The 25,163-nt window shown below is 61.9% G+C and carries 30 protein-coding genes and 2 pseudogenes; 12 read left to right on the top strand and 20 right to left on the bottom strand.

The window, feature by feature from the left end:
* Window positions 1-2: 2 nt before the first annotated feature.
* The 4 genes from pgeF to KJQ96_RS18740 are packed head-to-tail and all read right to left on the bottom strand — an operon-like array spanning window position 3 to window position 3,494.
* A complete protein-coding gene (pgeF, locus tag KJQ96_RS18755; protein ID WP_213288042.1) occupies window positions 3-770 on the bottom strand; it encodes a peptidoglycan editing factor PgeF in 768 nt (255 codons plus the stop codon).
* On the bottom strand, window positions 767-1,888 hold the full coding sequence (locus KJQ96_RS18750) for a class I SAM-dependent methyltransferase (protein ID WP_309142438.1): 1,122 nt from the start codon (window positions 1,886-1,888) through the stop codon (window positions 767-769). The genes pgeF and KJQ96_RS18750 overlap by 4 nt, the downstream gene beginning before the upstream one ends.
* Window positions 1,885-2,748 carry a prolipoprotein diacylglyceryl transferase gene (gene lgt / locus KJQ96_RS18745; RefSeq protein WP_213288040.1) on the bottom strand — a complete coding sequence of 288 codons (864 nt, stop codon included), beginning with the start codon at window positions 2,746-2,748 and terminating at the stop codon, window positions 1,885-1,887. The genes KJQ96_RS18750 and lgt overlap by 4 nt, the downstream gene beginning before the upstream one ends.
* Window positions 2,749-2,759: 11 nt before the next feature.
* On the bottom strand, window positions 2,760-3,494 hold the full coding sequence (locus KJQ96_RS18740) for a dienelactone hydrolase family protein (protein WP_213288039.1): 735 nt from the start codon (window positions 3,492-3,494) through the stop codon (window positions 2,760-2,762).
* 185 nt (window positions 3,495-3,679) lie between these two features.
* Here KJQ96_RS18740 and KJQ96_RS18735 point away from each other — a divergent pair, with 185 nt between their 5' ends.
* The 4 genes from KJQ96_RS18735 to ychF all read left to right on the top strand — a co-directional run bounded on the left by KJQ96_RS18735 (window position 3,680) and on the right by ychF (window position 6,645).
* Window positions 3,680-3,970, top strand: coding sequence for an accessory factor UbiK family protein (locus tag KJQ96_RS18735; protein ID WP_065743541.1), 291 nt, complete (start codon window positions 3,680-3,682; stop codon window positions 3,968-3,970).
* Between the two features lie 188 nt (window positions 3,971-4,158).
* On the top strand, window positions 4,159-4,881 hold the full coding sequence (locus KJQ96_RS18730) for a 50S ribosomal protein L25/general stress protein Ctc (RefSeq protein ID WP_213288038.1): 723 nt from the start codon (window positions 4,159-4,161) through the stop codon (window positions 4,879-4,881).
* A gap of 21 nt (window positions 4,882-4,902) precedes the next feature.
* Window positions 4,903-5,508 carry an aminoacyl-tRNA hydrolase gene (pth, locus tag KJQ96_RS18725; protein ID WP_213288037.1) on the top strand — a complete coding sequence of 202 codons (606 nt, stop codon included), beginning with the start codon at window positions 4,903-4,905 and terminating at the stop codon, window positions 5,506-5,508.
* A gap of 39 nt (window positions 5,509-5,547) precedes the next feature.
* The gene (gene ychF, locus KJQ96_RS18720; RefSeq protein WP_213288036.1) at window positions 5,548-6,645 is read left to right on the top strand and encodes a redox-regulated ATPase YchF; all 1,098 of its coding nucleotides are present in this window, start codon (window positions 5,548-5,550) and stop codon (window positions 6,643-6,645) included.
* 132 nt (window positions 6,646-6,777) lie between these two features.
* Here the strand turns inward: ychF and KJQ96_RS18715 are convergent, their stop codons facing one another.
* A complete protein-coding gene (locus KJQ96_RS18715; protein ID WP_028350758.1) occupies window positions 6,778-7,071 on the bottom strand; it encodes a DUF4282 domain-containing protein in 294 nt (97 codons plus the stop codon).
* A 205-nt stretch (window positions 7,072-7,276) separates the two neighbouring features.
* Between KJQ96_RS18715 and KJQ96_RS18710 the strand changes: the two genes are divergently transcribed.
* The 3 genes from KJQ96_RS18710 to KJQ96_RS18700 all read left to right on the top strand — a co-directional run bounded on the left by KJQ96_RS18710 (window position 7,277) and on the right by KJQ96_RS18700 (window position 8,537).
* Window positions 7,277-7,738: a MaoC family dehydratase gene (locus KJQ96_RS18710; RefSeq protein WP_213288035.1), complete on the top strand. Its 462-nt coding sequence runs from the start codon at window positions 7,277-7,279 to the stop codon at window positions 7,736-7,738.
* Between the two features lie 2 nt (window positions 7,739-7,740).
* Complete coding sequence (locus KJQ96_RS18705; protein WP_213288034.1) at window positions 7,741-8,220, top strand: MaoC family dehydratase; 480 nt, start codon at window positions 7,741-7,743, stop codon at window positions 8,218-8,220.
* Between the two features lie 173 nt (window positions 8,221-8,393).
* A complete protein-coding gene (locus KJQ96_RS18700) occupies window positions 8,394-8,537 on the top strand; it encodes a hypothetical protein (RefSeq protein WP_028350761.1) in 144 nt (47 codons plus the stop codon).
* A gap of 42 nt (window positions 8,538-8,579) precedes the next feature.
* Here KJQ96_RS18700 and KJQ96_RS18695 read toward each other — a convergent pair whose 3' ends face one another.
* The 6 genes from KJQ96_RS18695 to KJQ96_RS18670 all read right to left on the bottom strand — a co-directional run bounded on the left by KJQ96_RS18695 (window position 8,580) and on the right by KJQ96_RS18670 (window position 12,630).
* On the bottom strand, window positions 8,580-8,717 hold the full coding sequence (locus KJQ96_RS18695) for a hypothetical protein (RefSeq protein WP_156908851.1): 138 nt from the start codon (window positions 8,715-8,717) through the stop codon (window positions 8,580-8,582).
* A gap of 155 nt (window positions 8,718-8,872) precedes the next feature.
* On the bottom strand, window positions 8,873-9,289 hold the full coding sequence (locus KJQ96_RS18690) for a hypothetical protein (RefSeq protein WP_028350762.1): 417 nt from the start codon (window positions 9,287-9,289) through the stop codon (window positions 8,873-8,875).
* Window positions 9,290-9,471: 182 nt separating this feature from the next.
* A complete protein-coding gene (locus KJQ96_RS18685; protein ID WP_249734200.1) occupies window positions 9,472-10,374 on the bottom strand; it encodes a hypothetical protein in 903 nt (300 codons plus the stop codon).
* Window positions 10,375-10,496: 122 nt separating this feature from the next.
* On the bottom strand, window positions 10,497-10,931 hold the full coding sequence (locus KJQ96_RS18680) for a nuclear transport factor 2 family protein (RefSeq protein ID WP_213288033.1): 435 nt from the start codon (window positions 10,929-10,931) through the stop codon (window positions 10,497-10,499).
* A 404-nt stretch (window positions 10,932-11,335) separates the two neighbouring features.
* On the bottom strand, window positions 11,336-11,785 hold the full coding sequence (locus KJQ96_RS18675; protein WP_213288032.1) for a nuclear transport factor 2 family protein: 450 nt from the start codon (window positions 11,783-11,785) through the stop codon (window positions 11,336-11,338).
* 236 nt (window positions 11,786-12,021) lie between these two features.
* Window positions 12,022-12,630 carry a TetR/AcrR family transcriptional regulator gene (locus tag KJQ96_RS18670; RefSeq protein WP_213288163.1) on the bottom strand — a complete coding sequence of 203 codons (609 nt, stop codon included), beginning with the start codon at window positions 12,628-12,630 and terminating at the stop codon, window positions 12,022-12,024.
* 90 nt (window positions 12,631-12,720) lie between these two features.
* Here KJQ96_RS18670 and KJQ96_RS18665 point away from each other — a divergent pair, with 90 nt between their 5' ends.
* Window positions 12,721-13,512 carry a crotonase/enoyl-CoA hydratase family protein gene (locus tag KJQ96_RS18665; RefSeq protein ID WP_213288031.1) on the top strand — a complete coding sequence of 264 codons (792 nt, stop codon included), beginning with the start codon at window positions 12,721-12,723 and terminating at the stop codon, window positions 13,510-13,512.
* Window positions 13,513-13,551: 39 nt separating this feature from the next.
* Here the strand turns inward: KJQ96_RS18665 and KJQ96_RS18660 are convergent, their stop codons facing one another.
* The gene (locus KJQ96_RS18660) at window positions 13,552-13,728 is read right to left on the bottom strand and encodes a hypothetical protein (protein WP_197427264.1); all 177 of its coding nucleotides are present in this window, start codon (window positions 13,726-13,728) and stop codon (window positions 13,552-13,554) included.
* A 362-nt stretch (window positions 13,729-14,090) separates the two neighbouring features.
* Between KJQ96_RS18660 and KJQ96_RS18655 the strand changes: the two genes are divergently transcribed.
* Window positions 14,091-14,939 carry a metal-dependent phosphohydrolase gene (locus KJQ96_RS18655; RefSeq protein ID WP_213288030.1) on the top strand — a complete coding sequence of 283 codons (849 nt, stop codon included), beginning with the start codon at window positions 14,091-14,093 and terminating at the stop codon, window positions 14,937-14,939.
* 45 nt (window positions 14,940-14,984) lie between these two features.
* Here KJQ96_RS18655 and KJQ96_RS18650 read toward each other — a convergent pair whose 3' ends face one another.
* The 3 genes and pseudogenes from KJQ96_RS18650 to KJQ96_RS40280 form a co-directional block, all read right to left on the bottom strand.
* A complete protein-coding gene (locus tag KJQ96_RS18650; RefSeq protein WP_213288029.1) occupies window positions 14,985-15,677 on the bottom strand; it encodes a glutathione S-transferase family protein in 693 nt (230 codons plus the stop codon).
* A 361-nt stretch (window positions 15,678-16,038) separates the two neighbouring features.
* Window positions 16,039-17,583 (bottom strand): heme peroxidase family protein, encoded by a 1,545-nt coding sequence (locus tag KJQ96_RS18645; RefSeq protein WP_213288028.1) that lies wholly within the window; start codon window positions 17,581-17,583, stop codon window positions 16,039-16,041.
* 218 nt (window positions 17,584-17,801) lie between these two features.
* Window positions 17,802-17,919: pseudogene (locus KJQ96_RS40280) on the bottom strand (IS5/IS1182 family transposase); the annotation flags it as partial.
* A gap of 318 nt (window positions 17,920-18,237) precedes the next feature.
* Here KJQ96_RS40280 and KJQ96_RS18635 point away from each other — a divergent pair.
* Window positions 18,238-19,320 (top strand): universal stress protein, encoded by a 1,083-nt coding sequence (locus KJQ96_RS18635; RefSeq protein ID WP_213288026.1) that lies wholly within the window; start codon window positions 18,238-18,240, stop codon window positions 19,318-19,320.
* A 156-nt stretch (window positions 19,321-19,476) separates the two neighbouring features.
* On the opposite strand, the gene KJQ96_RS18630 is transcribed toward KJQ96_RS18635, so the two are convergent.
* Window positions 19,477-20,088: a response regulator transcription factor gene (locus KJQ96_RS18630; protein WP_213288025.1), complete on the bottom strand. Its 612-nt coding sequence runs from the start codon at window positions 20,086-20,088 to the stop codon at window positions 19,477-19,479.
* A 7-nt stretch (window positions 20,089-20,095) separates the two neighbouring features.
* Complete coding sequence (locus KJQ96_RS18625) at window positions 20,096-21,733, bottom strand: ATP-binding protein (protein ID WP_213288024.1); 1,638 nt, start codon at window positions 21,731-21,733, stop codon at window positions 20,096-20,098.
* A 251-nt stretch (window positions 21,734-21,984) separates the two neighbouring features.
* Between KJQ96_RS18625 and nhaD (KJQ96_RS18620) the strand changes: the two are divergent.
* Together nhaD (KJQ96_RS18620) and nhaD (KJQ96_RS42045) are read left to right on the top strand one after the other, a co-directional pair.
* Window positions 21,985-22,989, top strand: a pseudogene (nhaD, locus tag KJQ96_RS18620) (sodium:proton antiporter NhaD); the annotation flags it as partial.
* A 49-nt stretch (window positions 22,990-23,038) separates the two neighbouring features.
* Window positions 23,039-23,416 (top strand): sodium:proton antiporter NhaD, encoded by a 378-nt coding sequence (gene nhaD / locus KJQ96_RS42045; RefSeq protein WP_375293182.1) that lies wholly within the window; start codon window positions 23,039-23,041, stop codon window positions 23,414-23,416.
* 86 nt (window positions 23,417-23,502) lie between these two features.
* Here nhaD (KJQ96_RS42045) and KJQ96_RS18615 read toward each other — a convergent pair whose 3' ends face one another.
* The 3 genes from KJQ96_RS18615 to KJQ96_RS18605 form a co-directional block, all read right to left on the bottom strand.
* The gene (locus tag KJQ96_RS18615; RefSeq protein WP_213288022.1) at window positions 23,503-23,781 is read right to left on the bottom strand and encodes a hypothetical protein; all 279 of its coding nucleotides are present in this window, start codon (window positions 23,779-23,781) and stop codon (window positions 23,503-23,505) included.
* 163 nt (window positions 23,782-23,944) lie between these two features.
* Complete coding sequence (locus tag KJQ96_RS18610) at window positions 23,945-24,193, bottom strand: hypothetical protein (protein ID WP_213288021.1); 249 nt, start codon at window positions 24,191-24,193, stop codon at window positions 23,945-23,947.
* Window positions 24,194-24,206: 13 nt separating this feature from the next.
* On the bottom strand, window positions 24,207-24,968 hold the full coding sequence (locus KJQ96_RS18605) for a sulfite exporter TauE/SafE family protein (RefSeq protein ID WP_213288020.1): 762 nt from the start codon (window positions 24,966-24,968) through the stop codon (window positions 24,207-24,209).
* Window positions 24,969-25,163: the final 195 nt, after the last annotated feature.

The raw sequence follows: 25,163 nt of genomic DNA, 5'->3' as shown, positions 1-25,163 counted from the left end.
AATTACTCGCTCGCCAGCGCGATCGCGTGAACGTGGCGGCCGTAGTCCGGCTCCTTCCGGTGCACCGAGCGGCGGTAGCTATAAAAACGCTCGTCGGAATAGGTGTCGACGCCGAGGTCGTCGATCATCAGGATGCCGGCATTCTCCAGCCGCATGCGGATGAATCCGGGAAGATCAAACATCGAATGACCCGCACGCACTGACGGGATGAAGAACACGCCATTCTCCGCATCGGCATCCATGAAGCGCTCGACGAGTTCACTTCCGACTTCATAGGAGTGCTGGCGGATCAACGGGCCGATGGCGGCAACGATACGGGTGCGGTCGGCGCCGAGCTTTTCCATTGCGTCGATGGTGGATTCCAAAACACCCGTCAGCGCGCCTTTCCAACCGGCATGCGCGGCGCCGATCACGCGCGCGGCGGGGTCAGCGAAAAGGATCGGACCGCAATCCGCCGTGGTGACGCCGATCGCAATGCCTTCCGTGCGGGTGACGAGCGCGTCGGCGCGCGGCTTGTCGCCCTGCCATGGTCCGGTCGCGACCACGGCGTCGGGCGAGTGGATCTGGTGCACGCTGAGCAAGTGCTCGGGCGTAACCCCCATCTGCTCGGCCATCCGGCGGCGATTTTCCGCGACATTGGCCGGATCGTCATTGGAGCCGAGGCCGCCATTGAGGCCTTCGTAAATTCCACCGGATACCCCGCCTTCGCGGGTGAAGAACGCGTGGCGTAGCCCGGGAATGGCTGCGAGCAGCGACGATCCGAACGTCATACTTTTTCGTCTCCCGGCGGTTCGTCGCTCAGGCCTGCGACCGAGGAGAGATTTGGTTCGGTCACCGCAAGCACCTTGAACATCGATCCCATGCCGCCGCGGCCAGAGTCGGTCAGGCGCTTAAGCGCGGCGGAAATATCGGCGGAAACTTCCGGCGTGGTTTTTGCCATCAACGTGGCGGCGCGGGTCTCGATGCCGAGCCGCTTGAGGAATTCGCCCTGCGTCACCGGGCCATGAACGCGCGCGCCGACGTCTTCCGCCGCTCGTGCCAGCGCCTGGAAATCGACATGGGCGGTAACGTCGGCCTGGCCGGGATTTTTCAGGGGGTCGGCAAAACTGTGCCGGGCGATCGCCTGGAAGGTATCGCCGGCGTCGCTGCGCAAATGTCCGTAATCGATGATCAGCGCCGCGCCGTCCTGGTCGCGCACCCGCGCCGCGATCTTCATCATCTCGCTATCCGGCCGCCATTCGAACACGGCGCCGATCGGGGCCGCGCGCACCAGCGGCGGCAGCAGCACCTCGAAGCGCGGGATCGGGTCATCCGCGGCGGCGAATACCAGCTTGCCATTGGCATCGAGCTCGACGACGCGCTCGTGCCAGCCGGTTTCGCGCTTGACCACCTGATGGATCGGTAGCACGTCGAAATATTCGTTGGCGAGAATGACCGCGGGGCCCTCCGGCACGTCATCGATGTTGTCATGCCAGGTGATGTTGCGCGCGCCGGATAGCGTTGCCTGCTGCTTCTCGCGCAGCACCGGATTGATCTCGACGAGATGGATCTGGATCGATTGATCGAGCGGCGGCAGCACCCGGACCGCACGGAGCGCGTCCGCCATCATGGTGCCGCGGCCGGGGCCGAGCTCGACCAGCCGCAGCATCGGCGGCGAACCGATCGCTTTCCAGACCGAGGCCGTCCATAGCCCGAGCAGTTCGCCGAACATCTGGCTGACCTCGGGCGCGGTGGTGAAATCGCCCTCGCGGCCCAATGGATCGCGCGACACGTAGTAGCCGTGCTCAGGATGCATCAGGCACAGTTCCATGTAACGCCAGACCGGCATTGGGCCTGACGATCTGATCAGCTTGTGGATCTCCGTCTGTAACGGCGAAAATTCGGTCACGGCCTGCCTTGAATCGACCTCTCTATATGCTGCGGCGTCTCGCGGCGCCATGCCACCATGATCAGGATGGCTCCGGCAATGATCATCGGTACCGACAGCAGCATACCCATGGTCAGCCCGAGCTGGGGATCCCACAAAAATCCGAGCTGGGGATCGGGCTCGCGGAAGAATTCGCTGGCAATGCGCGCAAGGCCGTAGATCGCGATGAAGCTGCCGAGGATCAGGCCGGGCCGCTTCAGCGCGCCCATCCGGATCATGATAGCCAGGACAACGAACAGCAGAATGCCCTCCAATCCGGCTTCATAGAGCTGGCTCGGATGCCGCGGGAGCGGACCGCCGTCGGGGAACACCATGGCCCAGGGCACGCTGGAATCCGCCGGCCGTCCCCACAATTCGCCCTTGATGAAATTGGCAAGCCGCCCGAGGAATATTCCGATCGGAGCGACGGCGGTCGTGATGTCGCCGAGCGACAGGATGGAGATCTTGTTCACGCGCGCAAACAGCATCACCGCGGCGACGCAGCCGAGAAAGCCGCCATGGAAGGACATGCCGCCTTCCCATAGTTTGAAAATGGCAATTGGGTTCTGGATGAAGAAGGCCGGGTTGTAGAACAGCACATAGCCGGTGCGGCCGCCGACAATGATGCCGATCGTAACCCAGAGAATAAAGTCGTCGAGCTGCACGGGTGCGATCGGCGCCGGCCCGCCCCATAGTTTCTCTTGCCTGATCAGCGCGCGCGCATAGATCCATCCGAGCACGATGCCGCAGATATAGGCCAGCGCATACCATCGGATCGCGAACGGCCCGATCGAGATGGCGACCGGATCGATTTCCGGAAAGGCGATGGTGAGAAAGGGCATCGTCGGGAGGTCTACTGCGCGAGGTTGCGGCGATAGAGCGCCAGCAGACGCTCCCAGTGCCGCTCGGCAGCGTCGCGGTGATAGACCGGCCGCTTCGGGAAAGCGAAGCCGTGATGGGTGCCGGGATAGATCTCGACCTCGTTCTTCGTGCCTTCCATTGCCTGCTTCACCTTGTCGATGATCTCCTGCGGCGCATAGATGTCGGTCTCCGCGCACGCAAAATACAGCTCTGCCTTGGTCTTCGATGCAGCCAGATGCGGGCTGTCGGGCTGGTCGGTCGCGAGATGGGTGCCGTAGATCGAAGCCGCCGCCTTCACACGATCCGGAAAATGCGTTGCCGCGTTGACCGCGTAGCGGCCGCTCATGCAGTAGCCGACGGTGCCGACGATCTTCGTATTTGCGGCAGGTTGCGTCTCCGCATAAGCGAGCAGCGCCTTGGTGTCCTCCATCACCATGGGAATATTGATGGAGTTCATGAAGCCGGACATCCGCTTGCGCTCAGGCGCTTCCGGATCAGCCGGTATCGGCCCCAGCTCCATGACGCCGGAGCGGTAATACAGGTTGGGCAGCATCACGTAATAGCCCGACGTGCCGAGCCGCCGCGCCATGTCGCGCAGTTCCTCGCGGATCGCCGGTGCGTCCATGTAGAAGATGATGACCGGGAAGGGGCCGCCGCGCTCAGGGTGGGTGATGAATGTCGTGGTCTTGCCGTCCTTGGTCGCAATATCGATTTGCTGGTCGATCATGGGCGTTGCTTTTTGTGTTGTGATTCCGGTGTCTGGCTGGCTGTTCGATACGATTGCAAGGAAACTGCAGCATGACAAGGCGAACGGCCGTCACGTTGGCGTTGAAGCGCGCTCTTGAACGTTTCCCTTGGGATTGCCATTGTCTTGTCGATGACGATCAATTTGCAGCGACCGGAGCGTTTTAGATGACCCAGACCAGCAATCGGTTTTTCGACGAGATCGGCCGTTTGATGAATGACGCCGCCGGCGCCGCCCAGGGCGTCAAGCGCGAGGTCGATACGGTCATGCGCAACCAGGCCGAGCGCATCCTGCGCGATCTTGATGTCGTCAAGCGCGAGGAGTTCGACGTGGTCAAGGACATGGCCCGCCTGGCGCGCGAGGAGAACGAGGCACTGAAGAGCCGGATTGCTGTTCTGGAAGCCAAGCTCGGCATTGCGCCGGCCACGCCGGATGCCGGCAGCATGGCGGACGGGTAGGGGATTGTTACCCTCCCCCCAGGGGAGGGTGAAGAACAAGAAAAATCCCTTCATTTCCTTGTCATTTTGCCCCTTTGGGGCTAAAAGCCGGCCACGTCCGCAGCCCCCGCACCCCTGGAGGCTTGCTGTGGGACGCCCACGGGCCGCGATGCGGCCTTTAACTTTTTAGAAAACAAGGACTTAACACGATGGCGACCGTCAAGGAATTGAAGGCGACCGCGCGTCCGCAGAGCGGCAAGGGGGCCGCCCGGGCAGAGCGTCGCGCCGGGAGAGTGCCCGGAGTGATCTACGGCAACAACGAGCCCCCCGTGACCATCTCGGTCGACGACAAGGAACTGCGCCAGCGCATCCTGGCCGGCCGCTTCCTGACCACGATTTACGACATCGATCTCGAGGGCAAAAAGCACCGCGTGATTCCGCGCGACTTCCACCTCGATCCGGTGAAAGACTTCCCGATTCATGTCGACTTCCTGCGGCTCGGCGAAGGCGCGACCATCCGCGTCAGCGTGCCGCTGCACGTCGTCAACGGCGAGACCTCGCCCGGCGTCAAGCGCGGCGGCACCATCAACATCGTCACCCATACCGTCGACCTCGAATGCTCGGTCGACAACATCCCGCAGTACCTCGAAGCCGATGCCGGCGCGCTGGAAATCAGCTACTCGCTGCATCTCTCCGACATCAAGCTCCCGACGGGCGTGAAGGCGCTGTCGCGTGAGGACGCGACGCTCGTGACCATCGTGCCGCCGTCCGGCTACGCCGAAGAACAGAAGGCCGCCGCGGCTGCTGCGGCGGCAGGCACGGCTGCTCCGGCGGCGGGTGCCGCTCCGGCTGCTGCTGCCGCGCCTGCGGCGGGAGCTGCCGCTCCGGCGGCTGGCGCGAAGGCGCCGGCTGGTGGCGACAAGAAGAAGTAAGCAGCGGCAGGATGCCGCGTCATGCGCCTGTTTGTTGGCCTAGGTAACCCCGGTTCGAGATACGCGAACAACCGGCACAACATCGGGTTCATGGCCGTCGATGAAATTGCGCGGCGTCACGGTTTCGCACCGTGGCGCCGCCGTTTTCAGGGCGAGACATCCGAAGGCACGCTGGATCGCGAGAAGGTCGTTCTGCTTCGGCCGACCACCTATATGAACGAGTCCGGGCGCGCGGTTCAGGAAGCCGCGAACTTTTTCAAGCTCGGCGCCTCCGACATCACCGTGTTTCAGGACGAGCTCGAACTGCCGCCGGCGAAAGTCCGCGTCAAGGTCGGCGGCGGTATCGCCGGCCACAACGGGCTGCGTTCGATCACCTCGCATATCGGCAACGAATATCGCCGGGTGCGGCTCGGGATCGGCCATCCCGGTATCAAGGAGCTGGTGCACGGCCACGTGCTGTCGGATTTCGCCAAGAGCGACCGCGCCTGGGTGGAAGCCCTGTGCGCGGCGGTGGCCGAGAATGCGGGCTTGCTGGCGGCAGGGCACGACTCCTCGTTCCAGAACAAGGTGCATCTGGCGCTGCAGGCCAAGGGAATTTTCGACAAGGATGATGATGGCGCGCCGTGACGCGTCGTCGACCGACAGCAACGAACTTCAGGACAAGTTATGGGATTCAAATGCGGTATCGTTGGCCTGCCCAATGTCGGCAAGTCGACGCTGTTCAACGCGCTGACCGAGACGGCAGCGGCGCAGGCGGCGAATTATCCGTTCTGCACCATCGAGCCGAATGTCGGCGAAGTCGCCGTGCCTGATCCCAGGCTCGACAAGCTGTCGGCGATTGCAGGCTCGGCGCAGATCATCCCGACGCGGCTGACCTTCGTCGATATCGCAGGGCTGGTGCGCGGCGCTTCGAAGGGCGAAGGCCTCGGCAACCAGTTCCTCGCCACCATCCGCGAGGTCGATGCGGTCGCGCATGTCGTCCGGTGTTTCGAGGATTCCGACATCACCCATGTCGAAGGCAAGATCGCGCCGTTGGCCGACATCGAGACCATCGAAACCGAACTGATGCTCGCCGACCTCGACAGCCTGGAGAAGCGGGTCGACAATCTGACGAAAAAGGCCAAGGGCAACGACAAGGACGCCAAGGAAGCGCTCGACCTCGTTAACCGCGCCCTGGTGCTGCTGCGCGAGGGCAAACCGGCTCGGGCACTGGAGCGCAAGCCGGAGGAAGAGCGCGCCTTCGGCATGCTCGGCCTCTTGACGTCGAAGCCGGTGCTCTATGTCTGCAACGTCGAGGAAGGCTCGGCCAAGGACGGCAACAGCTTCTCAAAACAGGTGTTCGAGCACGCCAAGAAGGAAGGCGCGGTCGCCGTGGTGATCTCGGCCAAGATCGAATCCGAGATCGCGACCCTGTCACGTGAGGAGCGCGCCGATTTCCTCGAGACGCTTGGGCTGGAAGAGGCCGGCCTCGACCGCTTGATCCGCGCCGGTTACCAGTTGCTCGACCTCATCACCTATTTCACCGTCGGCCCGAAGGAAGCCCGCGCCTGGACCATCCACCGCGGCACCAAGGCGCCGGCGGCGGCCGGTGTGATCCATACCGATTTCGAAAAGGGCTTTATCCGGGCCGAGACCATCGCCTATGCCGATTACGTCGCGCTGAACGGCGAAGCCGGCGCCCGCGACGCCGGCAAGCTCCGGCTGGAAGGCAAGGAATATGTCGTCGCCGACGGCGACGTGATGCATTTCAGGTTTAATACGTGAGAAGCGCGATGTGCGTGCCCCGGACGCCGCGCAGCGCGTTAGCGGTGCGCTGCAGAGCCGGGGCCCACACCCGGCGTGGGTCCCGGCTCAGCGGAGCAGCGCTACACGCTGCACCGCGTCCGGGACAAGAGGCTACCGCATCCCGCCCTGATCCCGGATCGCGCCGAGATGCTCGTTGATGCGGAAAACGATCAGGATGAATTCCGCGGCGATGCGCGAAAACACCACGCCGACCACGACGCCGGCGATCGAGGACAACAGCAGGATGAATCCGCCGAACGGGCTGACCGCCATCGCGGCAAGCGCCGAAAAAATTCCGGATAGGCCGAACAGCACGATCAAGCCGATGACCAGCCAGTAGAAAGTCTTGATAATCGTGGGCGTGATGAAGCGGTCCCACTGAAATAGATCCTGAAAATCGAACATCGATGGCTCTCCGGCGGGTCAAGAAACCTGGTCCCAGACCGCACAGGGCTAGCCCCGAAAATTGCTTCGGGCAAGTCAGGGCGAGCGCCGGCGGCGGTACTCGCCCTTGGCGAACGAGCCATGCGGGTGGGCGGGTTGAGATTGCTGCAAATAACGGCCACAATCGGGCTTCCCCACCACAATCCTCAATCCAAATCGTCAATCGATGACAACGCTGACCTTCGAAGACTTCACGCCCGGCCATTTCGGCACGTTCGGACCGCGCCACGTCACGCGCGAGGAGATTTTGGCGTTCGCCGCCGAATTCGACCCGCAACCAATGCATCTGGACGAGGCCGCCGCCAACGCGTCGATGCTCAAAGGGCTGTCCGGTTCGGGCTGGCATCTCGGCTCGCTCATGATGCGGATGCTGTTCGACGGCTTTATCGGCCGCACCGCCTCGCTCGGCTCGCCCGGTGTCAACGAAATGCGCTGGCTGTCGCCGCTGCGCCCGGGCGATGACCTGACGCTGGATGTCAGCGTCGTGGAGGCCAGGATTTCGAAAAGCCGACCCGAGACCGGTATCGTGACCTTCAAGGGCACGATCCGCAACGCGGCCGGGGTCGTACTGTGCGAGATGGAGTCCCCGATCATCGTGCGCCGGCGCCTTGAAGCAGGAGCGGAGTAGCGATGCGTTTCTTCGAGGACATCGAGATCGGCGCGCGGCGCGAGTTCGGCTCGTTCACCTTCACGGCCGAAGACATCAAGCGGTTTGCCGCGCAGTTCGATCCGCAGCGCTTTCACCTCGATGAGGAAGAGGGGCGCAAATCCCTGTTCGGGGGGCTGGCCGCATCGGGCTGGCACGTTGCGGCGGTGTGCATGAAGCTCTTGGTCGCCGACGGCAAGCGATTGACGACCGAGGCCGTCGCACGCGGTGAGAACGTCGCGGTGTGGGGGCCGTCGCCGGGTTTTCGTGAATTGCGCTGGGTCAGGCCAGTGTTGGCGGGCGATACGGTCAGCTTTTCCAACCAGGTCGAAACCAAGCGGACCTCGGAGAAGCGTCCCGAATGGGGCATCCTGCAGGCCCGCAATACCGGCACCAACCAGCGCGACGAAGTCGTGTTCTCGTTCCTCGCCACCGCGTTCGTGCCGCGACGGAGTAAGGACTAATCGTAGCTCGTTGGCTCCATCCGGCTACGCGCGCCCGTCCGGCGAAACATGGTTAGCCAATTGTTTCGTTAGTGCTTCGTAATCCACGACTCCACGAAACCGTTTTTTCGCTAACGCATTTTGAACCTTCTGCCTGCCAAATGCGTCTCAGGGGAAGTACCGAGGGGATGAAAATGGCAGATCGCAACGGCCTGAAATTCGTCGGCTTTGTCTTCGCAACCGTCACGATGGCGGTGATGCTCACCGCAACGATGGTGGTGAAATCCTATGCCGACGGCGTTTACACGATCGAGGACACCGCGTTCGTCCGCCAGTAGTTGCGGATTGGGCAAGCATAGACGCCGAATCTCAAAAAAGATTCAGCGGCTCCAGATCAACGTCATTGCCACGACCGCAAGCGTCAGCAGTCCGACAAAGCGGATCACGAGCGTGCCCATGCTATGCGACGATTGCCGCAACGGCATTGAATCCATGTTGTCTGGCTGAACGTTTTGCATCGCCGGTGTGTCCCCAAAAGGTGCCTGCCGCCAAGTGACGACATCGGTCCTTGGACGCGACCGTGCTTATAAAGTTCAGATCGAACACAGCCAAACAAAACCGCCGCGCTCAGTTACGGAACGCGGCGGAGTGTTAGATTTTTGCAACGATCAGATTAGGCGTTGCGCAGGCCGTCGGCGGCGCGCTTCCACTGCGTGACGTTGTCGGCGATCATGCGCGTCGACTTCATCGCCGCCTGGCTGAGCTGCGCATAGCCGGAGATCTCGCGCTGGACGCGCTGGCCTTCGGCATGGAGCAAGTCGCGAAGGCTTTCGAGTTCGGAAATCAGCTTCTCGATTTCCGCCAGCGACGTGCCGGCAACGCGCTGGATCAGCGAGTTGACGTTGTTGACGGTCGCTTCGGCATTGGCGTCGATCGGCATGGTGTCCGGGGCCACCGCGGGCCGACGCAGATAGGCGATATCGTTGCGAACGAAATCGCGGATGCCGGCCTCGACTTCGGATACGGCGGCGAGATCGCTGTCGGCTTCCGTGGTGGAATCAACTTGTTCGGAGCGATTGGTGGCGTTCATCGGCTATTCCTCTGTTTCGCTTTCAGGCGAGCGCGGACGTCCCCCGCACGACGAAGTGGAGCGGGCCCATCTGTCCCGCCGATTTTGTCCGCATCTTGGCCAATCTGCGGCAATGATGGTTCATTCTCTGGGGCGCTGCCCTCGAGATCGGAAAGCGCGTCAAATTGGGACGATTTCGGCCCTCACCAGCTACGCCTGAAGCCCGCGCTGAGGCTCTTGTTGGCGGCGCCCGACGGCGTTTCGCCGATCGAGCCCGAGATGGTGACGCCGTCGAACAGCTTCTGCTCGGCGCCGATCTTGCGCAGCCACTTGTCGTCGGATGTCGATAGCGTCTGGCCGGCGATCAAGCTGGTGCCGGTGTCGGCAATGCTCAGCTTTGCCGACTGGTCGGTCTCGTAGCTGCTGGCCGGATGGCCGACGATGCCGGGCACCGGCACGATGCCTTGCTGGATCAGGTTGTAGTCGTTCTTCAGGGTCAGCGAATATTGCTCGCTGATCGGCAGCGATTTGCTCAAGGATGTGCCGAGCTTGCTCTGCTCGGATCCGGGATCGACCCGTGCCTCGACCGCGGTCGTGTCCCAAATCGAGCCAACGCCTGGAGCGGTAATCGCAGCCCACGCGGTGCCGGACGATTGCGGCAGGCTGCCGCCATTGGCAAGTTTTTCCGAGAGCAGTTCGGACGTCGTCACCGTGCCTTGCCGCGCGACCGTCATGTCGGCGCCGATCCGCGCATCCCAGAACGGCGAGATGGATTGCTTGACCGATACCGCGGAGGTGCCGTTCGGTCTTTCATTGGCGGACCATGAGGCATCCGCGCTGGCAGTGCCTTTCGACGAATTGCCTCGCTTCGGCGCCTGAAAGCTCAGGGTCGATGCATCGACGTTGAGTTGGCTCCAGTCGAGCTTTTCGACGTCGATGTCCTTCACGATATCGGCATCGTTGACGCTGGGAGCGGCCTCGGCTTCTTCAGCCTCCTGCATCTCCGCCTCATCGTCGGTCGGCGGCGTTTGTGCCGCCACAGCCAATATCGAAGCCAAACTTACGCCGGCCACCAGCATTGGCAGCCGCGCCCAGCCAAATCGCATTTTCGGAATCATTGCCCGCCCGCATTCCAAGTCGCGCCAAGAATGCGTTCGCTCTGTTGCGAAATTATGGCGGGTGGTCGAAATGCCGTCATTGCGCTCCTCGCCATGACGGCACCTGTGAGTTACACCGCCATCCGTGGCAGATGAATGGGGTAGCCCACGGTCTGCTCGACCAGATCGAAGGTGTCGACCAGCACGCGCAAGTTGGTCAGGCGGCCGGCCCTGAACTGGGCGAAATGGGCGATGCGCAGGGTGATCGGCTTGTTGGAATCCAGCGCGGTCAGCGAATAGCGCATCATCGAGGCGGCCGTATCCACTCCCAGCATGATCGATTCGCGGATGAAGCGGTGGACGCGGAAATTGTCCGCGATCTGCCTGATCACCTCCATCACGGCCGCCTTGCCGCGGCGCTGGCCGAAGAACGGATACATATCGATCGGTCCGTAGATCGCCCAGTCGACCTCCTCGTCGAGCAGGGTTTCGAGATCAACGGGCTGGCGTTCATTGATCGCACGATGCAGCGCGCGCGAAAAACGCCAGAGACTATGCTCTGTCATTTTGATTTGGTCCTAAAAACTGGATTTCAAAACGGCAGTCACGCCCAATCGGGCGTCTTCATCGACGCCGGGGCCGAAATGCCGGACTTTCACTGTTGCAGCCAGAAATAGAGCAGTTTCGCCAGAACACAATTGTCGTTTTTGCAATGCACAAATGCGGCTGTTTTGGCCGCATTATCGGTCGGAAAAATCCTTGTGGCGGGTGTCGGCGGCGGAGGCGATGAGGTTCAATGGCGCGGAATGTAACTGAAGGCTCGTCATTCCGGGGCGATGCGAAGCATCGAACTACGGTGCGCAATTGCGCACCTGAGAATCTCGAGATTCCCCGATGTGCAATTGCACGTCTGAGGTCTGGTCCTTCGGACCATCCCGGAATGACGACCGCACCAGGAATGACAATTGCGCTAAATCAGCTCCGGCTTTCTACGGGTCAGGATCGCAGCGACGTCGCGTTCGAGCAGTTGCTGGACCAGATCGAAGGTGTCGATGATTTCCCTGATCTGGCTGATCTTGCCGTCGCGCAGCGTGTAGAAGCCGGCGATGTCGAACTGCACCATGCGCTGATTGATGCTCTTGCGGAAGAACACGCGGATGAACGCGGCCGCCTTGTCGCCCTCGACGACCAGGATCGGCACCTCGCAGCGCAGTTCGGAATAGCGGGCGCGGACGGCGTTCCACATCTCGCGCATTTCGGCCTTGCCGCGGCGATGGCCCATATGCGGCAGGATGTCGATCGGGGCGTTGGCGAGGGATTCGATGTCGTCGGTGCAGCGCGCCAGCGCGCCTTCGACGTCGCCGGAATACAGGATGTTGAGGAAATCCAGTACGCGCTGACGATGAGATTCCTCGGTCATTCGTCCACCCCGTCTGGGTTCGATCCGGCTCTGCGGCCCAGTCCAGGGGAAGGGCGGAGGGATCAATCAGCAAAAGCAACCTTCAGTATGTGACCTGGTGGTTTCCAAAAGGTTCATTACTGCCGCCCGCGTTGCGACGACGCAGAACACGCTGGGGCCTGTTGCAGGGTGATGACCCGCAGAGCGGGCGTCTCGCGCGTTCGCGCGACCGGTGGGCTTCTCGCAACAACGGAACGCTACCGTCCCGCCCGCACTCGCCGGCTCGCCCGCACCGGAAGCGCCGCCTCGATCAGCGCATGCGCCGCCTCTCCCGCCGTCTCCATATAGGACGGATCGCGATGCAACAGCACGACGGCGAACGAGCCGTCGAGCAGCAGCAGGATTTGCCGCGCGAGCCGGAGGGGTTCGACTATGCCCTCCTCCGCAAATGTCGCGCGCAGCCATTCCTCGAACTTTTTCTTGTGCGCGGCGCCTATCTTGATCGCGGGGTGTCCGGGCAAATTGGCGAGCTCGGCCGCAGTGCGCAGGAATCCGCATCCGTTCCACTTCGGATGACGCGCTGAGCGTGCGAGATGGCGAAAGATCGCTTCGACCTTGGCAGGCAGGCTGCCCTGGGCTTCCGAAAACCATTTTCGGAACAATGCGAGATTGGGCTGATCGCGGCCGGCGAGATACGCTGCCACCAGATCGTCCTTGCTTTTGAAGTGATAATAGAGCGTGCGCTTGGTAACGCCGGCCTTGGCCGCTACTGCGTCGACGCTGACGGCCCGGATGCCATTATTGTAGAACAGCGCGTTCGCCGCCGAGATGATGCGTTCGCGCGTCGGGATACCGGGTCGTGCCATGACCGTCATGTATACTAACCAGTGAATATACACAACGCGGACCGTCTTCTACGATGCATGCAACACATTAACGCCTGCGGAGATTTGGAGATGTCCGAGCCCATTCTGATCGAAATCAAGGAGGGGATCGCGCTGATCACGCTCAACCGCCCCGACAGGCTCAATGCGCTGAACTTTGAGCTGATCGACCGCCTGATGGCGGTGCTGGATGCAATCGAGACTGACGCCAGCGTGCGCGCCATGATCCTGACCGGGGCAGGGGAGCGCGCCTTTTCCGCCGGCGCCGATATCCATGAGTTCTCAGGCAGCGTTCGCCAAGGCGCAAACATCGCCATCCGCGACTTCGTCCGGCGCGGTCAGGCCATGACCGCGCGGCTCGAAGCGTTCAGGAAACCGGTGATCGCCGCGGTCAACGGGCTGGCGTTCGGCGGCGGCTGCGAGATTACCGAAGCCGTGCATCTCGCCGTTGCCAGCGAACGCGCGAGATTCGCTAAGCCGGAAATCAATCTCGGCATGCCGCCGACCTTCGGCGGAACGCAACGGCTACCGCGGCTTGCCGGGCGCAAGCGCGCGCTTGAACTGTTGCTGACGGGCGATCCTTTCCTGCCGCAGCAGGCGCTGGAGATCGGCCTCGTCAATAGGGTCGTGCCGCATGGTGAATTGCTGTCCGCGGCACGGGAGCTCGCAAACCGTATCATCCCGCATTCGCCGCTTGCTGTCGGCGGCATCATCACCGCTGTCACCCGCGGACTGAACATGGCCATCGCCGAAGGGCTGCAGGTCGAGAGCGAGCAATTCGCCGCGCTGGTGCCGAGCCACGATCTCGGCGAAGGCATCAATGCGTGGATCGAACACCGGCCGCCGCTCTATCGCGGCTGTTGACGCAAGGCCAGGATCCCGCTGCCGCTCCTGTCCGGCCGGCTAAGCGGCATCTTTGGTTGCGATCACCGCGCGGATGTCGTCGGCCAGTTCGCGATAGTGCAAGCCGAGGCGCAGGTATAGCTCGCGCTTTGCCCCATCCGACGTCAACTTGCCGATCAAATCGCATTCGGCAGCGAGAGTCTCGAACCGCTCCAATTTGGCTTCAAGGTCGGTCATGATGCGTCTCCCCTAACGGCCACCAAGGAGTTCAGCTTACGCCTTCATTTTACGTCACGGCTAACATCGTTATCGGATAGAACTAATTTACAGCCTCGGCGATTGCGCGGACGCTCCGGCAATCGTTGTCTGGTAATTGCCTCGGGAAACGTCATCATTCCCAAGCGAAGCAAAGCCTCCTGGCCGGGTATCCGGATGTCAGAGAATGCGCGCTTCACGACCGATCGGCGGACGCGTTGAGTGCACCCGCGGACGGAGACGTTGGGCCACGCTTTCTGGTGGCGCGAGCAGACATTGGCCACCAGAAGAAACGCCGATGTGCTATTATGCCGCCAACGTCGCACAAATGACGCGGTGTTCAGATGATCACAATCCCGGAACTGGTGGCGCAAGCTTTGGGGTCGTTTCTGGCCTCGGATACCAGGAGCCGGTTTGGCTCCTCCCATGCCCGGCTGGCTGAATTTCTCCCCTATGCAGCCAGGCTCACATTGGAATGCATCGGCAACAGCGACGCCCTGTATCACAATATCGAACACACCATGCTCGTGACCCTAGCCGGGCACGATATCCTGATGGGCCGGGCGATGCTGCGGCCAACGACAGCGGACGATTACGCCAATTTCATCCTGGCGTGCCTCAGCCACGACATCGGATTCGTTCGTGGAATTGTCCAGGGAGATGACGGAGATTCCTATGTCGCAGATCTCAGCGGCCGTACTGTTCGCCTGGCGCGAGGTTCATCCGATGCTGCGCTGGCAGCCTACCATGTGGACCGCTCGAAGCTGTTCGTGTTCGAGCGGCTCGACACTGCCGAAGAAGTTGATGCGAGCCGGATAGCCAGGGCAATCGAATATACGCGATTTCCCTATGTTGATTCATCGTCAAACGACGAACTGATCGAAGAAGAGGGCCTGTTGCTGCGCGCGGCCGACCTCATCGGGCAGCTCGGCGACCCCAACTACCTGAAGAAAGCGAATGCCCTGTTCTACGAATTTGAAGAAGTCGGCATGAACAAAACGCTCGGCTACCAGACGCCGGCAGACGTCGTTTACAAATATCCGCAGTTCTATTGGAACAACGTCGCGCCGCAGATCCAGACGGCAATCCGCTATCTCAATGTCACGTCGAGCGGGCGGCAATGGATCGCAAACCTGCACAGCAACGTTTTTCGGGCCGAGCGCGAAATGAACCTGTCCGGCCCGCAGCCGTGATAATGCCGTGCTCGCTCCGCGTGGATCGAGCGCCGTCCGCCGATGCTAGCCGTGATAGCTCGGCGACTTGCGTGCCAGCCCATCGAACGCGTCGAGCAGCCGCTCGCGCCAGGCATGGACCGGATCATCCTCCATCAGCAGCTTGAACGGGCTGACCACGCGCGCCCACTGGAATGCGCCGAACACGATATAGTCCGCATAGTTCGCCGCCGTGCCGCCGAGGTACGGCTGCGTCCGCAATGTCAGCCGCAGCGGATCGAGGCTTTTGCGAAAACTTTCGACCGCCTTGTCGCGGCCGGCCATGATGTCTTCCAGCTTCTTGCCAAAGCGCGCCTCGCGCGATGTGCGGAAATAGGCGGCGTCCTCCGGCTTCAGGTTGAGCGGTATGTCGGCGATGATGAGCGGAAACATGCCGCCGATCACGCCGTCGCCCCACCAATTCAGCATCCGCGCCATGGCGCGGCCGCCCTCGCCGCCGAACAGCGACGGACGGTCCGGATATTTGTCTTCGAGATAGTTGGCGATGGTCCAGGAATCGACGACCGCGCTGTCGCCGTCGAGCAGCACCGGCACCTTCTCCGAGCCGTGCGGCGCGATCGCGCTTTTCTCGGTGAAGCACCAGGGAATCGTCTCCGCCGAGAGCTCCTTATGCGCCAGCGCCATCCGCGTTCGCCAGCAGAATGGGCTGAACGGACGGGATGGATCGGTACCGACGAGTTCGTAGAGTTTGAGGGACATGGCGTCTGATCCTGCCTGGGGTCAGTCGTCAGACTAGCCGGCGGTGCGGGGAGCGCAAGCGACGACTTGTCCGCCGTGGCTCAAGAGCGAAGGCGGAAGCAATCCCTCTCACCGTCGTCCCTGCGAACGCAGGGACCCATAGCCACAGATGTCAGCGATGTAATGTGAAGTCGCCGCACGTCTGCGCACACCATATCGGCGGTGGTGGTTATGGGTCCCCGCGTTCGCGTGCGTTCGCGGGGACCCACGAGGCAGCCTGCCAATTGCGTCAAGTCCAGCCAGGACGATGGGATGCAAACGTGGGCAACGTCGCTGCGACTGCGCAGCCGTTACGCCGCGCAATCGCCAGGCGCCAAAACGCCTAGACCGTCGAGATGCCGTCGATCGGGCTGATATCGCCGACGAACCGCAGCAGGTCCGCCATGGTGAATTCGCCCTGTGTCTTCGACGGCAGCGTTGGCTTCCAGTTCTTGCCCTTCAGCCACAGATACGATTGACGGTCGCCGTGGACGAGACCGACGAACACTTCGGCCACGATCGTCGCGCCCACCGGTCCGAGCTTTTCGCCGCCGCCGCGCTGCTCGGCCTCCTTGAGGATGTAGTACCAGAGCGGTGTGTGCTCGTGCAGGCCGTGCTTCTTTGCCGCGGCGCCGTCCGTGCCACTCGCGATCTCAGCCGGTGTGAGCGGATTCTTGATCTTCATCGCCTTGGCGACATCCTGTCCCGACGGCAGCCCCAGCATGACGCCGCGCTTGAGATTGCGGAACGGCAGGTTACCGCCACCGCCCGGCAGCTCGTGCAACTGCGGTATCAGGAACGGATCGATCTTCCGCGACGGATTGAGCCGCACATTGGGAGGATTGGCCGCCAGCACCTCGTGATAGCGGCGCCAGTCGATGATCCAGTTGCTGGAGAGCACCGGTATCGGCAGCGGCGGCTGCACCGGATCGGGCGCGAGATCGCCGATGATGCCGCCCGACAGGCCGGTGAACTTGAACAGCAGATCGAGCGTAGCGGGAATGCCGCCGCCCGGCGTGAACTTTCGGTTGTGGCTGTAGACCTCGCGCACCATGCTATGGCCGAAGCGGTACGCCGCCGCGGAAAATTCGACCGGCATGTAGGGCGTCTTCTTGAAGCGATAGAAGCGGCGGCCCTGATCGAGGATCTTGGCGACGATGCCCTTCTCGGTGATGCGCTCCACGAAATCATGCAGCACCATCCATTGATAATGCCAGGTCACCGTCTGGCGCGCTTGCGTGAATATCTCGCCGGCCGGCACCCCGGACGCAGCAAGATGGTCGCAGACCTTATTGTGAAACTTCAGCATCGCCAGGTGCGTCTGGGCAACCACGAGATTTTCGTCATTGCGATGGTCGCCGATCAACGCGAAGCCTTCCGGGTTACGCGGCAGGTCGTTACGCGGCGTGATGGTTACATCGTCAACGCTGATGGTCTTGCCGAGCAGCAGTTTCGGACCGGGCGACTTGCCGTCGGCATCGCCGGGATTGCGCGCGTAAAGCTGCCGGCTGCCATCCGGGCCGAGACCGTAGACGCTGTCAAGATCGAGTGCCGGCGTACGGAAGTTTTCGACCGCCGTCGGGTCTGCTTCCTTGTCGCCGAACGAGGTGAGATCGAGCGTGATGTCGTGATCGACAAATTGGCCGAGATAGGTGAAGCCCGCCGGGATCTTGGTGTTGTTGCCGGCAGCGTCACCGGGATTGGGATCCTTCATCGCGTCGGCAAGCTCCTGCAGCGGCGCGTCGTCGACGGCAAGCGGTTCGAGATTCGGAAACATCCGTCCGAACATTCCGGGATCGTCATGTCCGGAAAGCGAATCGAGAAACTGTCGGGTCGGTTGGCGGCCAGCTTTGCCATGGCCGGGCTGGACATTCACTTGAGTTGCCATCACTTCCTCCAATCGCAAATGTTGGGAGAAGAGGGGTACCGGTGTGTCGCGCTGTTCAGGTAAGGAAAAGGTTCAGGTAAAATTCGGGCGATACCCCTCGAAAGGGTTCAGTCAGCAAAACCCATCTCCAGATTGTGGCCAATCGGAGCGCGGTGCCAGCGGTTTATTTTTCGATTTGTGTGAGCAGCTTCACTTACGAGGTGCGTGAACTCATAAACACGTAACCACAGGCTGATGTATGCCAACTGCACCAAACGCGAGGTAGTTGGCCGCAAGCTTGTCGTAGCGAGCGGGGATGCGTCGACAATGCTTGATCCGATTGAAGAACCTATTCACCAGATGCGCGCACGACATAGGGGCGGGCCGAAGCAGACGGGATCTTTGCGATAGCGCTTCAGAGGGATGTTGGCCCATGCGCCATGCGCCTTGCTCGTTGACGAGCACCTTGATCCAGTCTGCATCATAGCCGCGATCAGCGATCACCATTGCCTCCTTCGCTTCGTACGCAAGGGCGTAGGTAGTTCTCGCCATAATCCCGCAAGCATTAATCCCTACGCGGAACTGGGCGCACGTCGCGCCGCGGCGTGCTACGTCCTATCCCCAACAGATACGATCCTCTCCGCGCAAGCACTGTGTATAGCTCATGACGGGGCGGTGGATCGAACAACGAAACTGCGCGTAAAGATCTCGAAAATTGAGGTGCCGGAAGGCGACATGTCCGAGGCTCCCGCTACGGTAAAGAATATGCAACTTGCCCACATCACACGCAGCGGAACGTCAAGGCGCGCCGCTGAAAGCCCAAACGAATTGGCACGTCCCGACCGGCAGGAGCAGCGCGGTGTGAACGCGCCACGCCGGATCAGCGGGCCAGCTAAAAAGATTCTCTTAGCGACGGATCTTAGTGCCCGCTGTGACCGCGCGCTCTACCGAGCGGCCATGCTTGCAAAACAGTGGCAATCGTCGCTAATCGTCTTACATGTAGTCGAAGATCGCGACCTGAGCATCCCCGATGCGGCAGGACTGCCGTCGTGGAGACGCCCGCCCGATCCGCGTGATATTGCCAGAAAACACCTCCTAGCCGATGTCGACGCACTTCCGGCCCGTCCAACCGTACGAATCGCCGAAGGAAATCCCGTACAAGCCATTCTGTGCAGTGCCGGCGCCGAAAATTGCGACCTGATTGCAATCGGTGTCGGAAGGGACGAGTCGCTCGGAAATTTCGTATTGGGCCGAACCGCGGATCGACTATTTCGTCATTCTCGGCTGCCGCTCCTTGTTGTGAAGGACCGTCCTCGCAGGCCGTACGAAAATATTGTTTTCGCTACCGACCTCTCCGATTCCTCACGTTATGCCCTGGAAACAGCCGCCCGCTTTTTCTCCGGACAAAGGCTAACAATCTTTCACGCGTACCGCCCACCGTCCGGACTGATAACTGAATCAGCGTTGCATCGACAATATCGCATGGAAGTCGAGCAGCAGGTGCGAGCGTTTTTGACAGGAGTGGACAAATCAGTGCCCGGCTTGCAACGGCCGCATGTGCTGATTGAGGATGGCGCACCAAATCTTCTGTTGCGCGACTATGTGCGAGAAAAAGAGGTGGACCTGTTAGTGCTTGGTACGCACGGGCGGAATGCCTTCTTCGAGATATTTCTAGGGAGCGTCGCAAAAGCGATCATGGATGACGTACCTTGCGATGCCCTCGTTATCCGAAAACCGAGCACAGCGATCGAGACCTAGTCAGAGTATGCTGTCTGTGCAGAGTTGCATTCACAATGGGTCGTTCCATCGAACGACTAACTCCATTGGGCGGGGACATCGCAGGCCGCGTGCAGAAAGCGGCGCCTCAATGCGAGAGTACGGCGACCGGCTCTCCCCTGAATTTGTGATGACTACCTATGACCGGATCAGCGTATTCCGCGACTGCAGGCTCATGCTCATGCGGGCGAGGTGCGACACCGTCCGGGCACCCATCTTCTTCAGCACCGCTGCGCGATGATGCTCGGCTGTCCGGGTGCTGATCCCGAGTTTTGTAGCGAGCAGCTTCGTCGGCATCCCTTCAGCCAGAAGCGCCATCACCTCCTGTTCGCGGGGCGTGAGCGAGCGGTAGTTAGCCTCGATAGCCGCAAACGTTGCTTCCTCGGCAGCCATTTCGCTGACGCGCTGGTGCGCTTCTTCCAGAGTCTGAAGGAGCTCCGCCGGCTCGAACGGCTTCTCGAGAAAGTGCAGCGCGCCCGCCGGCATTGCCTTGACGGCGAGCGGCACATCGCCATGGCCAGTGATCATGACCACCACCGGGCGCACCGGCTCCTGTTGCAGTTGCCGCACGAGATCCAACCCGCTCATTCCCGGCAAGCGCACGTCGACCAGCAAGCACAACGGCGTGCTCAGCCTGACTTCCGCGAGGAACTCTTCGGCCGAGGCATAGGTGCGCGCTTCCATCCCCGCCGTATGCAACAGCACTTTGAGGGCTTCGCAGACATCGGCTTCGTCGTCGATGACGTGCACGACGTGCTTATGCCCCATGGCCAACCTCCGGGCTCAGGGGAAGCTCAATCGTGAACAGCGCGCCGCCATCCGGCCGGACGCGCTCCCAATCGATCGTCCCTCCATGTGCCGCGATCAGCTCGCGCGACAGCGCCAGCCCGAGCCCCATGCCGCCCGGCTTTGTCGTGACGAACGGCTCGAACAGGTGCTTGGCCACAACACCGGAAACGCCCGGCCCGTTGTCCTCGATCTCGATCCGCACCCACTTGTCTACCGTTGCCACTCGAACGGTAACGGAGCCCGGTGCCGGGCTCGCTTCCGTGGCGGCGTCGATGGCGTTGTTGATCATGTTGATCAGGGTCTGCTCGAGCTGAAGCGCATCGACCGTGACCGGCGGCACGGTCGCCGCCTCGAGCCGCACCGACACCCCGTGCGCCCTTGCGTCATCTTCGGCTAGTGCCACCACCTTCCGCGTCAGGGCGCCGAGGTCGGTGGGAGCTGGCCTCAGCGTGCCGCGCGAGACGAAATCCCTCAGACGCTCTAGGATATCTTTCGCGTGCCGCAGCTGCCCTGTTGCCTTTTCCAGCGACTCCGCAATCGGCGCGGGATCGGCAGGCTTGTCAGCCAAAAGCTGCCGGCCGACGTGAAGGTACATGGCGACGTTCGATAGCGGCTGACTGATCTGGTGCGCCAATGAAACGCCCATCGCACCGGCCGTCGCATGCCTCGTCATGCGTGCCACCTCGGCGTGCTGCTCGCGCAGCAGTTCATCCGATCTGCGGCGTTCGTCGACGACGGCGCCGAGCAGCAATCCGTTCAAAGCGAGCGCCAGCACCAGGAGCTGGTAGCCCATGAAAGTGCTCGCGGGATAGCCGCCCCAGCTGATGAAAGCCAACAGCAGCAGATGGACAACACATACGCCGGCTGCCGCTCCCACGAACCCGGCGCGCATCGCGATCCAGCTCACCGGGAGGAACAGCAGATAGAAGAAATGGAATTCGTTGGCCCGCTCGAAGGAGAAGATCAGCCACAATGCGATCAGGACTCCGGCCAGAAAGGCCCCTGAGTCGATCAGCAGCACTGCGGGTCTTGTCTCACCCAGACGTTGAACTGACCCGGATGCGGCCATCGCAACGGGGAGGATGATGATGATACCGACGGTGTCTCCGACCCAGAGATGCGGCACCGCTTCCCAGTACTGCCTCGCCGGCAGGTCGCCGAACCACACGAGAAAGCCGCAATAGAGGCAGGCTATGACGAATGTCCCTGCCGGCACCGTCACCAGCAGCGCAATCACATTGCGCAGGTCGGATCGTCCAGCCGCAAAGCCAAGGCATCGCGTGAGACCTGCGGCGAGCGCCGCATAACCGAGCGCAACAACCGCGCTCGTCGCAATAGTAGAAGTGACGCTCTTGGCCGCCCCGTAGATGAAGAGATCGACCAGCAATGCCGCCAGAAACAGCACCGGCGCATAAGCGACACCTTTGAGCAGCAACAGGCCGAGGCTCAGCGCCTTCACCGGATTCCACAGCGTGATGCCGAGGCCTTCGAGTTCATGGACGCGCGTGAGCCATTCGAGCCCGAGATAGGCGGCCGTGAAAACGCCGCCGATCAGGGCGTACTGCGTCGGCGCCAGCACGCGCAGCCAACCAGCACTCCACCCCAACCCCACTATCCCGCCTCGGGACCTGCGGATCTCGACGTCCAATGCAGTTCCTCCCTCGCCGAGCACACAATTTTCTGCCTAGCGAGAATGCGTCCGTCTTCTCTCCGTACGCAAGCGCGTAGGTAATATACACCATAAGCCCGTGGGCACTATTCCCTACGCGGCATTGGGCGCATGTCGCGCCATCGCGTGTTACGCCTTATCCCCAGCAAGCACGATCCTCTCGCGTGGGATCAAACCAGGTTGCGGTGATGATGGCGCTCGACTTTCGTCGACAGGAGCTGACGATGCTGCGTTTTGCCGGACGGCTGTGGATGCTCGCCGTTCCGGTATTTGTCTTGCTCCTGTCCGCTCCCGCGCCGCTCCATGCCATGGAGGCGGGCGCGCTCATCGACCTGACGCAGCATCCCGTCGGCTATCTGTCGCTCCTGATCTTCTTCGTCGCCTACGGATTCGTGGCCGTCGAGGAAGTCATTCAATTGCGCAAGTCGAAACCCATCATGCTGGCGGCGGGCCTCATCTGGGCGCTTCTCGGCGCTGTCTACGCCGCACATGATCAGAGCGCCGCGCTCGAAGCCGCCGCCAAGCATGTGATCCTCGACTATGGCGAGCTGATGCTGTTCCTCGTGGTAGCGATCACGTATGTGAACACAATGCAGGAGCGGCGCGTCTTCGCCGTGGTGAGGGCCAAACTCACCAGCAAGAAGCTCTCTTATCGGCAGCTTTTCTGGCTGGTCGGGGGGATTGCCTTCTTCGGCTGTCCCATGATCGACAACCTCACCACAGCGCTCGTCATGGGCGCCGTGGTGGTGGCCGTCGGGGTCGGCAATTACCAGTTCATCGTCATGGGCTGCATCATCATCGTGGTGGCCGCCAATGCCGGCGGCGTATACTCGCAGTTCGGCGACGTCACCTCGCTGATGGTCTGGCAGAAGGGCAAGCTGGAATTCCTCGAGTTCTTCCATCTCTTCCTCCCGGCGCTGGTGAACTTCCTCGTACCTGCAACGCTTATGCATTTCGGCGTGCCGAAAGGAATGCCCGAGCCGGTAAGCGAGACCCGACAACTCAAGCACGGCGCCGCCGTTGTGATCGGGCTGTTCGCGGCCACCATCGCGACCGCCGTCGCTTTCAAGAGCATTTTCAGTTTGCCGCCCGCGCTCGGGATGATGCTGGGTCTCGGATACCTGCAAATGTACAGCTACATCCTACAGCGGATCGGGCGCCGCCGCGACGACCAGGACATGGCGTTCGACTCCTTGCGGGAGATCAGGCGCCTGGAGTGGGACACGCTGCTGTTCTTCTTCGGTGTCATCTTCGCCCGGCGGACTTGGCGTCGCCGGTTATCTCGCGCTTGTGTCGAATTTTCTCTATGGCGACCTGGGACCGACCGTTGCCAACATCGCGATCGGTGTGCTGGGCGCGGCGTTCGACAACATCCCGCTGATGTTCGCGGTGCTCACCATGAACCCGGATATGTCGAGCGGCCAGTGGATGCTCGTCACGCTGAGCACCGGTGTCGGGGGGAGCCTCGTGTCCATCGGCACGGCGGCGGGCGTGGCGCTGATGGGACTGCTGCGCAACCACTACACGTTTATCAACCATCTTCGATGGACCTGGGCCATTGCGCTCGGCTACGTGGCAAGCATCCTGACCCATCTGTCGATCAACGCCGCGCTCATGTAGCGTGGCGCAGCGTGGAACACCTGCTACTCGTCACGTGCGGTCCGATTGCCTCGGAGACATAACAGCGGGCAGCTGTTTTATAGGGTTCACTGACCAGGTGCGATGTCGAACTCTCTGCGCAGCTCCGCGTCGGTGTAAAAACACACGCCGCCATCGAGATCCCGCACCAGCCACTCCTGCAGATACACGATTTGCGTCCCGCTTTGCCGTTCATGTCGAAGCTCGAGGTGACCGTCCTCGCTTCGCTGCAGCGAGCAACTGGATTGAACCCAGCTCGGCCATTCGTGCAGCGGCTGTCCGGTGAACTGCCAGGCGATCAACGCCACGTTGGTTGGGCGTGGCTGCAGCTTCAGTGTGGTGTCCACAATCGTCTCCGAAACAATGAGTCCTGCGGTTTGACAACGCCTGGGCCCGGCAAAAGTTGGGCGCTTACGCGGCGATTCTCGCCATGATTCGGCGATATTGCCTATGCGTCCTGGAGATGGATATCCGGATAGAGCGGAATCCCCAGCCGATCGTGATGCGGGATCAGCGTTGCGGCACGCCGATGCGGCCGTGCTCGCGCAGCAGCTTTTCGCCCGAGGCGGTGACGGTCACCATCAGTCCGGTTCCGGCGATGGTTTCGCGTGTGACGTAGCCGCGATCGGAAGCGTCTTCCCAGATCGTCAGGCGCGGACAGGAGGTCCGCCAGGTCGCGACTACTTCTGCGTAATTCCGCGGCTCGCGGGCGACCCATTCGACGAAGTCGAGCACCAGCGGATCTGCAGCATCCGACATCAGCCCTCTCCCTTCAGAAGGAAGCAACCGAGCCGTGAACCAGCAACAGCCAGCTTCCGTAGAGAATGTAATAACCGGCCACCGTCGTAATCAGCCGGTTGGCCCAGGTGCGAAACTGCGCGTCGCTCATCGCCTCAAGAATCCGCCGCGCCAGCGTGGTGCCGAGCATCGAAGCCGCGATCGCAACCGCGGCCAGCACGGGATCGAGCGTCGCTGCCTGATCGATGATGCCGCCGAAATAGATCAGTTTGGTAAGATGGCTCACGACCTGGCAGGTTGCCTTGGTGGCGACCACCTCGCGGCGGCCAAAATTGCCGCCGAGAAAGAACGTGTCCATTAAGGGACCGGACACGCCGGTCATCAGCATCAGGCCCATGCAGATGAAGCCGTAGAACGAGCCCTGCCAGATGCTGTCCGGGTTCGGCTTGAGGTTCTTCGGCATCAGCCGCGCCATGAACGGCGTGGCCCCGAGCAACAGCAAGGCAATCGGCTTGTCCGGCACGTAGCGGGTGAGCGACCAGAGGCCGAGCGCCAGCGCGCAGCCGATCAGATAGACGAACACCGGCCGCCAGCGGATATGCGCCCGCCACAGAAACGCGCGCCAGCCGTTGGAAGCCATCTGCGTGATCGCGTGCAGCACCATCGCGGTCGGCAGCGGCATCAGCATCAACAGCACGCCGATCAGGATCATCCCGCCGGCCATGCCGAACAGGCCGGACAGGAAGGCGGTGGCCACCATCAGCACACCCAGGGCTGCGATCATCAGCGGCGTCACGAAACTCTCCTGCGCAAGACCCAGGTTGAGGCGCGAGGGCGCTGTCTCCGCTCGCCCCGCCCTTCCGGAGAGAAGGTTGGGGTGAGGGGCTGCCTCCGCAAACTCGCTCACAATCGGGCTCGCGGAAGCAGCCCCCCACCCGGCGCTTCGCGCCGACCTCTCCCCGCGAAGAGCGGGGCGAGGTTGAAACCGGCC

It is taken from the genome of Bradyrhizobium sp. sGM-13 (genome assembly GCF_018398875.1).
GTDB lineage: Bacteria > Pseudomonadota > Alphaproteobacteria > Rhizobiales > Xanthobacteraceae > Bradyrhizobium.
This window is presented reverse-complemented; position numbering and strand designations above follow the sequence as displayed.